The organism is Streptomyces turgidiscabies Car8 (genome assembly GCF_000331005.1).
Lineage (GTDB): Bacteria > Actinomycetota > Actinomycetes > Streptomycetales > Streptomycetaceae > Streptomyces > Streptomyces turgidiscabies.
In genome coordinates, this window is record NZ_AEJB01000649.1 from 1 (window position 1) to 10,109 (window position 10,109).

At 69.6% G+C, this 10,109-nt stretch carries 8 protein-coding genes; 4 read left to right on the top strand and 4 right to left on the bottom strand.

Features of this window, described 5'->3' with window-relative positions; all coding sequences use genetic code 11:
- Positions 1-418: 418 nt before the first annotated feature.
- Both STRTUCAR8_RS45185 and STRTUCAR8_RS45190 read left to right on the top strand, forming a co-directional pair.
- Positions 419-1,603, top strand: coding sequence for a glycoside hydrolase family 43 protein (locus STRTUCAR8_RS45185; RefSeq protein WP_006383235.1), 1,185 nt, complete (start codon positions 419-421; stop codon positions 1,601-1,603).
- Positions 1,600-3,012, top strand: coding sequence for an RICIN domain-containing protein (locus STRTUCAR8_RS45190; RefSeq protein ID WP_044474000.1), 1,413 nt, complete (start codon positions 1,600-1,602; stop codon positions 3,010-3,012). Before STRTUCAR8_RS45185 ends, STRTUCAR8_RS45190 begins: the two co-directional genes overlap by 4 nt.
- Before the next feature lie 2 nt (positions 3,013-3,014).
- Here STRTUCAR8_RS45190 and STRTUCAR8_RS45195 read toward each other — a convergent pair whose 3' ends face one another.
- On the bottom strand, positions 3,015-4,691 hold the full coding sequence (locus tag STRTUCAR8_RS45195) for a rhamnogalacturonan lyase B N-terminal domain-containing protein (RefSeq protein WP_006383233.1): 1,677 nt from the start codon (positions 4,689-4,691) through the stop codon (positions 3,015-3,017).
- 216 nt (positions 4,692-4,907) lie between these two features.
- Here STRTUCAR8_RS45195 and STRTUCAR8_RS45200 point away from each other — a divergent pair, with 216 nt between their 5' ends.
- Positions 4,908-5,966: a rhamnogalacturonan acetylesterase gene (locus STRTUCAR8_RS45200; protein WP_044474001.1), complete on the top strand. Its 1,059-nt coding sequence runs from the start codon at positions 4,908-4,910 to the stop codon at positions 5,964-5,966.
- A gap of 113 nt (positions 5,967-6,079) precedes the next feature.
- Here the strand turns inward: STRTUCAR8_RS45200 and STRTUCAR8_RS45205 are convergent, their stop codons facing one another.
- Positions 6,080-6,724 carry a LysE family translocator gene (locus STRTUCAR8_RS45205; RefSeq protein ID WP_006383231.1) on the bottom strand — a complete coding sequence of 215 codons (645 nt, stop codon included), beginning with the start codon at positions 6,722-6,724 and terminating at the stop codon, positions 6,080-6,082.
- A 111-nt stretch (positions 6,725-6,835) separates the two neighbouring features.
- Positions 6,836-8,233 (bottom strand): hypothetical protein, encoded by a 1,398-nt coding sequence (locus tag STRTUCAR8_RS45210; protein ID WP_006383230.1) that lies wholly within the window; start codon positions 8,231-8,233, stop codon positions 6,836-6,838.
- 138 nt (positions 8,234-8,371) lie between these two features.
- Between STRTUCAR8_RS45210 and STRTUCAR8_RS45215 the strand changes: the two genes are divergently transcribed.
- The gene (locus tag STRTUCAR8_RS45215) at positions 8,372-9,235 is read left to right on the top strand and encodes an isocitrate lyase/PEP mutase family protein (RefSeq protein ID WP_044474002.1); all 864 of its coding nucleotides are present in this window, start codon (positions 8,372-8,374) and stop codon (positions 9,233-9,235) included.
- On the opposite strand, the gene STRTUCAR8_RS45220 is transcribed toward STRTUCAR8_RS45215, so the two are convergent.
- Positions 9,207-10,016, bottom strand: a complete 810-nt coding sequence (locus STRTUCAR8_RS45220; protein WP_044474003.1) for an alpha/beta fold hydrolase — start codon at positions 10,014-10,016, stop codon at positions 9,207-9,209. The two genes, STRTUCAR8_RS45215 and STRTUCAR8_RS45220, sit on opposite strands and share 29 nt — an antisense overlap.
- Between the last annotated feature and the right edge of the window lie 93 nt (positions 10,017-10,109).

A 10,109-nucleotide genomic window follows, 5' to 3' on the forward strand; every position in this document is an offset into this window, starting at 1 on the left:
CCTCACCACCGTGTCGCCGGTCAGGGTGACGTCCCGGCCGGCGAGTACGTCGGCGGTCGCGTCCCGTGGACCGGCCGCCGAAGCGGGCGGAGCGCCGAGCAACAGGGCGGCCGTCGCGAGGGCCGCGGCGGCCGTCACTGTCCGGTGAGCGGTCCGGTGGGCAGGGCTGGTGATGGGGGAGTGGCTGTGCACGTCACGGGAGACGGAACGGACGCGCGGGTAATAACAAAAAGTTGCTCACCGATTTCGTTCCCGGATTTTGGTCCCCTCCGACCCGTTGACCTTCCCGTAACACACGCTTACCTTTTCGGCGTTCGGAATGACTGATCTTGTTCGTAATTACGAACGTTTCTCGTGTCACCCCCCACATACGCACACACGCCAACATCTCGTGCCCCACCCCCGAGAGGCAGTCCGCATGAGCCGCGCAGACGACCTGCCCGAAGACCCCGTCACCTCCGCCACCTCCGCGATCTCCGCCCGGAGAACCCTCCTGAAGGGCGCCCTGGCCGGCGGAGTCCTGGCGGCCTCCTCCGCCATTCCCGGTATCTCCGGCACCGCGCACGCCGCCACCGCTCCGGCGGGCGCACCCTGCGCTGCCGACGGCTACGTCAACCCTCTCGTGCGCAACCGCGCCGACCCCCACATCCACCGCCACACCGACGGCCGTTACTACTTCACGGCCACCGCCCCCGAGTACGACCGCATCATCCTGCGCCGCTCCCGCACCATCCGCGGGATCGCCACCGCCGACGAGTCGGTCATCTGGCGCAAGCACGAGACCGGGCCCATGGGCTCACACATCTGGGCGCCGGAGATCCACCACATCGACGGCAAGTGGTATGTCTACTTCGCCTCCGCGCCCGCCGAGGCGATCTGGGACATCCGTATCTGGGTCCTGGAGAACTCCCACCGCGATCCGTTCAAGGGGACCTGGGTCGAGCGCGGGCAGTTGAAGACCGCCTGGGAGACCTTCTCCCTCGACGCCACCACCTTCACCCACCGCGGCTCCCGCTATCTCGCCTGGGCGCAGCACGAGCCCGGCATGGACAACAACACCGCCGTCTGGCTGTCGAAGATGGCCGACCCGGTCACCCTGACGGGCCCTCAGGTCCGGCTCACCACACCGGAGTTCGACTGGGAGCGGATCGGCTACCGGGTCAACGAGGGGCCGTCGTTCATCAAGCGCAACGGCCGGATCTTCATGTCGTACTCGGCGAGCGCCACCGACTACCACTACTGCATGGGCCTGTTGACGATCGACGCCCGCGCCGACCTCATGGACCCGGCCAACTGGACCAAGTCCCCTACGCCCGTGTTCACCAGCAACGACACGACCAAGCAGTACGGCCCCGGCCACAACTGCTTCACCGTCGCCGAGGACGGCCGCACGGACGTCCTCGTCTACCACGCACGCCAGTACAAGGAGATCGTCGGCGATCCGCTGAACGACCCCAACCGGCACACCCGGGTGCAGAAGCTCGGGTGGAACACCGACGGCACCCCGGACTTCGGCGTCCCCGTCGCAGACACCCCGACAGGTACACAGACAGGCACCCAGGCAGGCACGCAGGTCGGCTCACTTACGGAGAGTGGCTCATGAGACGTGTGTACGCGGTTCTCCTCGCCCTTTGTCTGGCGCTGGCCGGCGCCCTCGCCACGGCCGGGCCCGCCCAGGCCGCGGCCGTGACCATCACCAACGGCACCCAGTTCACCGCCACCAACGGCGACGCCGTGCACGCGCACGGCGGCGGCGTCATCAAGGTCGGGTCCTACTACTACTGGTTCGGCGAGCACCGCAACGCCGACAACACCTTCCAGTACGTGGACGCCTACCGCTCCACCGACCTGAAGACCTGGGAGTTCCGCAACCACGTCCTGACCCGGTCCAGCGCCTCCGAACTCGCCACCGCCAACATCGAGCGGCCGAAGGTCATGTACAACGCGGCCACCGGCAAGTACGTGATGTGGATGCACAAGGAGAACGGCGCCGACTACAGCGAGGCCCGTGCCGCCGTCGCCGTCTCCGACACCGTGGACGGCAACTACACCTGGCAGGGCAGCTTCCAGCCGCTGGGTGTCCACATGTCCCGTGACATCACGGTCTTCGTCGACACCGACGGCACCGGCTACATGATCTCGGCGGCCCGCGAGAACTACGACCTCCAGATCTACCGGCTCACCGCCGACTACACCGGCATCGCCGCGCTGGTCGCCGACCCCTGGCACAACGGTCACCGCGAGGCGCCCGCCCTGTTCAAGCGCAACGGGGTCTACTTCATGGTGACTTCGGCGGCCACCGGCTGGAGCCCCAACCAGCAGCAGTACGCCACCGCCACCAGCATCACCGGCCCGTGGACCGCCATGACGAACGTCGGCGACTCGACGACGTACGGCTCGCAGGCCGCGTACGTCCTTCCCGTGCAGGGGAGTTCGGGCACCTCGTACCTGTACATGGGCGACCGCTGGGGCAACTCGTTCGGCGGGACCGTCAACGACTCCCGTTACGTCTGGCTGCCGTTGAGCTTCCCGTCCTCGACCACGATGTCCATGTCCTGGTCGCCGGAGGTCACGCTCGACACCGCCACCGGGACGGTCACGGGCAACAGCGCGACGTACAACACGCTGATCGCCCGCCACTCGTCCAAGTGCGCCGATGTCACCAGCCAGTCGCTGTGGTCGGGCGCCCAGATCAAGCAGTACACCTGCAACGGCGGCGGCAACCAGAAGTACTGGTTCAAGTCCCTCGGCAGCGGCTACTACCAGCTGATGACCCGTCACAGCTCGCTGTGCGTCCAGGAGAACACCGGGACGGTCACGCAGGAGAACTGCAACTCCTCCGCCACCAACCAGCAGTGGTCGCTCACCACCACCGGCTCCTACGTCAAGGTCGTCTCCCGCGCGACCGGCAAGTGCCTCGACGTGAGCGGCGCGTCCACCGCCGACTCGGCCGCCGTCATCACGTACACGTGCGGCAGCGGTACGAACCAGCAGTGGACGCGCGGCACCTGATCTCAGACGAGTAGGTCGAGCGCGTCGATCGACGTGCCCGCGCTGAGATAGGAGGTCGTTCCCGAACCGCTCACCACGTTGATCTTCAGCACGTTGTACTGACTGGTGTCCGTGAGCCACGCGCTCGCCGGCACGCTGTAGGTGAACGTGTTGTTGTTCCCCCGGTAGGAACCGTTGGTCAGGGACCGGGTGTTCGGCTGGGTGGGCGGGGTCGGGACGGCCGACGTCCAGGAGTTGACGGCGACCTGCGGGCGGCCGTTGGCGTAGGCCGTCGTCACGCCGATGCGCAGGGTGTGCGCGGCGGCGGCCTGGGCCGCGGTCAGCTTGAAGTACACCAGCAGACCGCTGTTGACGTCCTTCCAGATGTAGCAGGGGAAGCCCGAGGTCTCGGAGCCGCTGCCGATCACCACGTTGCCGGTCCAGGCGGCGGCCCGGACGTCCGACGGATGCGCGTATGTCATCAGGTCGGCGTTCTTGAACCCGCTCGGGGTGCCGTTCCAGTCGTTGATCCGCCAGATCGCGCTCGCGTTGCTCGGGTCGTTCGAGGACGGGATCGCGATCGAGTTGAGCGTGGTCGTGCCCCCGGCCGACACCGATACGGAGGTGGTGTAGACGGCGAGCTCCCCCTTGAACACGGTGAGCGTGTACGACCCCGGCAGGACACCCCCGATGGAGAAGAAGCCGTCGGAGGCACGGGCCGAACCCCAGTACTGCGCGGCCGAGTTGGCGATGCCCACCGTGTACGCGTACGCCGTGTTGCGGCCGGTGATCCCGACGCCGGCGACCCGGCCCCGGCCGCTCGCGGCGACGTAACCGGAGATGCCGAGCGAGTCCGCCCACGAGGTGGTCAGGGTCCCCGGGAACAGCGACGAGGAGGGCGCGCCGCCGTCGGTGAGGGCGATGACGTAGGGGCCCTGGAGGCCGAAGCGCTGGTCCTCGGTCTGGTTCTGGCCGTAGTACAGGATCTCGTAGAGGCCGCCGCCGTCGGCGCTCTGGTGACGCAGGAGGGAGCGGTAGAAGGGGCCGCCGGAGGCCTTCTCGTGGTTGCTGCGCACCACGTACAGACCGACGCTCCCGGTCTTCCAGCCGACGTAGTCGTAGTCCATGACCCGCAGCTTCGAGTAGTGCTTCGAGCGGGTCTGGCCGTCGGACTTCGCGAAGACGTCGGAGGCCTCGATGGTGCTGTTCGTGTACGTGTACGAGTCGGGCTCGTCGTTGAGGAACAGGCCCGCCTTCACGCGCAGGATGAAGCGGGTCGCCGAGACCGACGTGTCGGCCTTGTTGGTCCACACGTAGACGTTGTTCTCGCCGCTGCGGGCCGCGTAGTAGTGCTTCAGCGTGCCGTACGTGACGCTGACCAGGATCGTCGAACCGGACTGCTGGATCGTCACCGTGGACGAGCCGAGGCCGGACTCGATGTGCGAGTTCATGCCGCCGTAGCCCTGGTACTCCGTGCCCCGGTAGACCAGCGAGGACAGGTCGCCGTTGGACTTGCGGACCTTGAAGACGAGGTTGGCGCCGGTGTCGATGACGTAGTTGGTGCCGTCGTCGGTGTAGCCGAAGGTCGCCGCCTGAGCGGTACCGGGAAGGGCGAGTCCGGCGGCGGTGGCCGTGGCGCCGAGGACGAGCGCACGGCGGCCGAGGTGGATCCCGGGGCGACTGTCGTTGGCTGAGGACATGTGGGGGTGCCTCCTTCGGAGGTGGGATGTGGGGGTGTGGGGGGTGTGCGGTGTTCGGAAGACTGACAGTTGAATCGATTTTGCGAAAGGGCTTTCGTTGTAAGGAAGTTGGCAGTTGTGTGAAATCGTGCAGGACTCTAGAAAGCGCTTGCCAGAAGATGTACGGTCCTGCCGCTGGGCCTTGTCGAGCGTCGGAGGAGTGCTGTGGGAACCGCGATGAGACGTTTCAACCGTGCCGTGCTGGCAGCCGTGACCCTGAGCACCGCGACCACCCTGGCCGCCGTGCCCGCCGCGGCTCACCAGCGGCCGTCGCACGGCCCGCGCGCCCTGGGCATCGAGAACTGCACGGCCACCGCCTGCCACTTCGACGTCGCGCCCGGCACGTACGACGTACGGGTGCTGCTGGGTGGCCAGACCGCCGCCAGTACCGCCGTCTCCGGCGAGACCCGGCGCGCGCTCCTCCCGGAGACCGCCACGGCGGCCGGCGAGCACGTGGCCCGCAGCTTCACCGTCGACGTCCGTACGCCCGAGGGCGAACCGACCGGTCCCGAGGGCACCCCGGGCCTCGACCTGGTGCTCGGCGGCTCGGCGCCGGCCCTGGCGGACATCAGGGTGACCCCCGCCGCCCGCCACGCCCGGCAGATCTTCCTGGTCGGCGACTCGACGGTCTGCGACCAGCCCGCCGACCCGTACACGGGCTGGGGCCAGCAGCTCCCGCAGTACCTCCGCAAGGGCCTGTCCGTCGCCAACTACGCCGATTCCGGGGAGAGTACGGTCACCTACCTCGCCAACCCGGCGCTCTTCGCGACCGTCCAGCCGCTGATCCGTCCCGGCGACCTGGTTCTCGTCCAGCTCGCGCACAACGACAAGCAGACGGACGAGCCGACGTACCGCGCGAACCTGGAGACGCTCGTCGCGGGTATTCGCGAGCGAGGGGGGAAACCGGTACTGGTGACTCCGATCGTGCGCCGCTGGTTCAACTCCGACGGCACCCTGAACAACGGCACCGCCCTGCTGGTCAACGGCCTCGGCGTCGACCACCCGGCGGTGATCCGCGCGGTCGCGGCGGAGCGCGGCGTGCCGTTGATCGACCTGACGGCGAAGACGAAGACGCTGGTGGAGTCCCTCGGCGTCGAGGGATCCAAGGCGCTGTACCTCTACAACGAGAAGCGCGACAACACGCACACGTCCGTCCGAGGGGCCACGGCGTACGCCGAGTTGGTGCGCGACGAACTGGTGGCGCAGCGGCTGATCCCCCGGGGCGGGGTGCGGTAGAGACTCCTGGGCCTCTGGCCCGGCACAAGCGCCTGGGGCGCCCCGACCGGAACCGGGGCGCTCCAGGTTCAGGTTTCGCGGCTCACCTTGGCCGCTCCGGACCAGGGCCTGTTCTAATCCGGTGCGGCGACCAGCCGTACGGCGAGCCCCGTGAAGACCGTGCCGCTGAAGATGTTGAGGCCGCGGGCGACGCGGCGGCTGCCGCGGAGTGCCGACGAGAGGCGGCCGGAGAGCAGACCCACCGCGGTGTCGATGGTGAAGCCCATCAGGACAAGCGTCAGCCCCAGCAGCAGTAGCTGCCAACTCACGTGCCCCAGAGCCGGGTTCACGAACTGCGGCAGGAAAGCGACGTTGAACAGGATCATTTTCGGGTTGAGGAGATTGGTGACGGCGCCCTGCCAGAAGGCGCGTCGCCGGCCCGGGGCGGCTGGGCCCGACGCCGCTGTCCCGTCCTCCTCGGTCACCAGGGGCGAACGGTCGCGGAACGCCTTGACCGCGAGGTGGAGGAGATACGCGGCACCGAGCCAGCGCAGTACGTGATACAGCACGGGCAGTGTCGTGAAGAGCGCAGACAGGCCGAGCGCCGCCGACACCGCGTGCACCAGCGCACCGGCCGCCACCCCCAGCGCGGCCAGTACTCCGGTGACCGGGCCACCGCGTCCGCCCATGGCCACGATGAACATCATGTCGGGCCCGGGAGCGACGCACAGGGCGAAGGCGGCGGCCAGGAAGGCCGCGTACAGAGAGGTGTCCACCATGGCGGTCATGCTCTGCGGTACGCGGCGAACCGTCGATCGAGTTTCGCGGGCTGAGACGCACGTGGTCCTGCCGGCGTCCCGAGTGCTGCCGGTCCTGCCGGTCCTGCCGGTTCAGGGTGCCAGGCGTGCGATCCGGAGTGTCGCGGTGGTCGGGGAGGCGCCCGTGAGCGGGGTCGCGTACGTCTGGGTCACCGGGGCGTATGCCCAGGTCAGGGAGCCGTCCTTCAGGGCCGCTATGTCGCCCGTGATGCGTGCCGGCACGACCTTGTCCGGTGTCTTGAACGCGCCGTTCCAGTCGATCAGCCGCAGGTGCGTGCCCGTGAACGTGCCGGTGCAGGTGCCGCTGGCGCACTTGGCGTTCTTCAGGGACTCCCAGGACACCAGCAGCCGGTCCTTGCCGTACGGGGCGACGCGGACGTTCACGTGTTCCGTGCCCGGCGCGTTCGTCAGGTAGATGGCCTTGCCCGCAGGCGAGTTGCGGTTCTTGAGGAACGACACCGCGACCTGGTGCGTGCTCCACCTCGGCTTCACCGTCCAGCCCCGGCCACTGGAGTCGTCCGGGTTCTTCGCGGCGGAGGCCGACCCGCGCGACCCGTATGCGGTGGCGTACCGGCCCGTCGACGACTTCACCAGGTCACCGGTGCGGCCGGCGTACGTGCCGCCGCAGTAGCCCGCCCAGCACTGCTCACGCTGCACGGCCGGCGCGTTGTCGGGGGCGCCGATGCCCGTCGACACGAACAGGCCCGAACGCCAGTCGTCGAAGCAGAGGGAGGTGAAGGCGCCGGTGGCCTCGGCGTGCAGGGCTATGCCCTCGTTGTGCGAGCAGCCCCAGCCCCAACCGCCGCTGAGCCTGGCGCCCTTGGCGCTCAGATACGACAGCTTGTCGCCGAAGTGGCCGTCGGCGAAGCCGCCCGCGCCGTGCACGACGAAGTAGGCGCCGTACTTGGTGCCGTTCCAGGTGAGCTGGCCGTCCAGGGTCGGGGACGTGTCATTGGAGGCGGTACCGGTGAGCTTGGTGCGCCAGGTCTCCCTGCCCTGCGAGAAACGGACCAGCGCCGCCGCCGTCTCCTTCCACTTGTTGGTGTCGGCGACCCGGGTGAGCAGCGCGAAGCCGTCGTTGTGCGCGACCAGCCCTCCGACCTCCTTGGCGCCCTTGACGATCGCGTCCCCGCCCGCGCGCTTGCCGGCCGAGGTCAGCGGGGTCACGTGCACACCGTCCGACGCCGGCCAGGCGACCCGCAGCGTGCCGTTGGGCGCCACCGCTGTCGCCGTACGCGTCCACTCCCGCGTGTTGTTGTAACCGGCGGACAGATAGGGGAACTTGGCCGGCAGCGTCACGGAGGTGGTCGTGACGGCGAGGGCGGGCGCGGCCGGTGTCGTCGCCGCCCCGGCCGTCGCGTACCAGGCGCCGGCGAGCAGACCGGCCGCCGCGAGGCCACCGATCAGGGGCTTGCGGGCCGCGTGGGTGCGACGGTGGGCGGAGGCGCGGGGGAGTGGTGCTGAAGTCATGCCCGTCTGTTGCCGTGGGGCCGGGAAAGGTTGCCGCCGGGAGGACACGGTTGTGACGGAGGAGGCGAGAGGGGCCCGCCCGCGCCGGACCGGAATGGTTCGGCCGGTGCCGAAGGGTTACGCCCGTACCGTGACGGCATGACCCCGCCCTCGGCCCTGCCTGTGTCCCCCTCGCCGTCCCCCTCCGCCTTCGCCGCCCTCCACCACCGCGACGAGCCCCTGCTCCTCCCCAACGCCTGGGACCACGCCTCGGCCGCGCTCCTCGCCGCCCAGGGCTTCGCCGCGATCGGCACCACGAGTCTCGGTGTCGCCGCCGCCGTCGGACTGCCCGACGGTACGGCGGCCACCCGCGACCACACACTGCAACTCGCCCTGAATCTCGGCACGGAGGACTTCCTGCTGTCCGTCGACGCCGAAGGCGGGTTCAGCGAAGACCCGTCCATGGTGGGGGAGTTCGCACGAGAACTGTCCGTGGTCGGCGCCGTCGGGATCAACCTGGAGGACGGTCTCGGGCCGGCGGCCCTGCACGCCGAGAAGATCGCCGCCGTCAAGGCCGCCGCCCCTGGCCTTTTCGTGAACGCCCGCACGGACACGTACTGGCTCGGCGACCACGGTTCCCCCACCCTGGCCCGGGACACGATGACCCGCCTCGACGCCTACCGACAGGCGGGCGCCGACGGGGTGTTCGTGCCCGGCCTGACCGACCCGGACGTGATCGCCGCGCTGGTGAAGAGCCTCGACGTCCCGCTCAACATCCTCTACTCGCCCACCGGCCCCACGGTCACCCGGCTCGGCGACCTCGGCGTACGCCGCATCAGCCTCGGTTCGCTCCTCTACCGGCGGGCACTCGGCGCGGCCGTGGAGGTGCTCGACGACATCCGGGCGGGGCGGGTGCCCCGGGGTGAGGCACCCTCGTACGGCGAAGTGGTGGCGCTCGGACACCGGCGCGACGGCACCGGACAGCCCGCCCGCGTCAGCCGGCCGGGAGCAGAGTCTCCGTGAGCCGCGCCGCGAACTCCGTCGGATGAGTGAGCGGCGCGAGATGCCCGCCCGGGAACCGGCGGGCGGCGCTGCCCGTCCGCCGGGCGAGGAACGTGGCGCTGCGGTACGGGAGTTGGCCGGCGGAGTCGATGCCCACGGCGACGGTGATCCGGGGTGAGGGGGCGGAGAGGGCGGCGAGGTCGGGGACGTAGGAGATGAACGGGAGCAGGATCCTGGTGAGGAAGACGGCCATCGGCGTCGCCAACTCATCTTCGGGGGACGGTGGTTGGGACGCCGGGTCGGAGAGCCTGTGCTGCTCTTCGGGGGTGGGGGCCCGTTCCTCCAGCCCCGCCACCATGCGGGCCGACGCCGCGTCGAGGCCCCGGGCGCGATAGGCCTCGTACACCTCGGTGAACATCGCCCGCTGCCTCTCGGCGTCCGGCAGCACCGCCACGAGGGGTGACTCGTGCACGACCACGTGCCGCAGCCGGTCCGGGTGCCGGGCCGCCAGGTCCAGGGTGACGACGGCGCCCGAACTGCTGCCGAAGACGTACGCCGACTCGCCTGCGGGCAGCACCGCCTCCAGCGCCCGGGCCGCGCCGTCGCTCCACCACTCGACGCTCTGTTCCTCGACGGGCTTGCCGAGTTGGCCGTGCGCGAGGCCGAGATGGTCGTACGTCATGACAGTAAAGCGTTCTGCGAGGCGGGCCGTGAAGTCGTCGAGGCCCATGGGATGTCCGGCGCCGCCAGGGAGGATGAGGAGGACGGGGCCGGAGCCGCGCACGTCGTAGTGATCACTCATCCTCCCGAAGCTACCGGCTGGGAGGGCCCGGTGCGGAATGGTTTTCCGGACGGGTGGGTGAGGAGACGAGCCGGTGGGCGTACGGATGGGCGC

Coding starts and splice junctions, on each gene's coding strand:
- STRTUCAR8_RS45205 (WP_006383231.1), bottom strand. CDS start 6,724: ATGGTGGACACCTCTCTGTACGCGGCCTTCCTGGCCGCCGCCTTCGCC.
- STRTUCAR8_RS45185 (WP_006383235.1), top strand. CDS start 419: ATGAGCCGCGCAGACGACCTGCCCGAAGACCCCGTCACCTCCGCCACC.
- STRTUCAR8_RS45215 (WP_044474002.1), top strand. CDS start 8,372: ATGACCCCGCCCTCGGCCCTGCCTGTGTCCCCCTCGCCGTCCCCCTCC.
- STRTUCAR8_RS45195 (WP_006383233.1), bottom strand. CDS start 4,691: ATGTCCTCAGCCAACGACAGTCGCCCCGGGATCCACCTCGGCCGCCGT.
- STRTUCAR8_RS45210 (WP_006383230.1), bottom strand. CDS start 8,233: ATGACTTCAGCACCACTCCCCCGCGCCTCCGCCCACCGTCGCACCCAC.
- STRTUCAR8_RS45200 (WP_044474001.1), top strand. CDS start 4,908: ATGAGACGTTTCAACCGTGCCGTGCTGGCAGCCGTGACCCTGAGCACC.
- STRTUCAR8_RS45190 (WP_044474000.1), top strand. CDS start 1,600: ATGAGACGTGTGTACGCGGTTCTCCTCGCCCTTTGTCTGGCGCTGGCC.
- STRTUCAR8_RS45220 (WP_044474003.1), bottom strand. CDS start 10,016: ATGAGTGATCACTACGACGTGCGCGGCTCCGGCCCCGTCCTCCTCATC.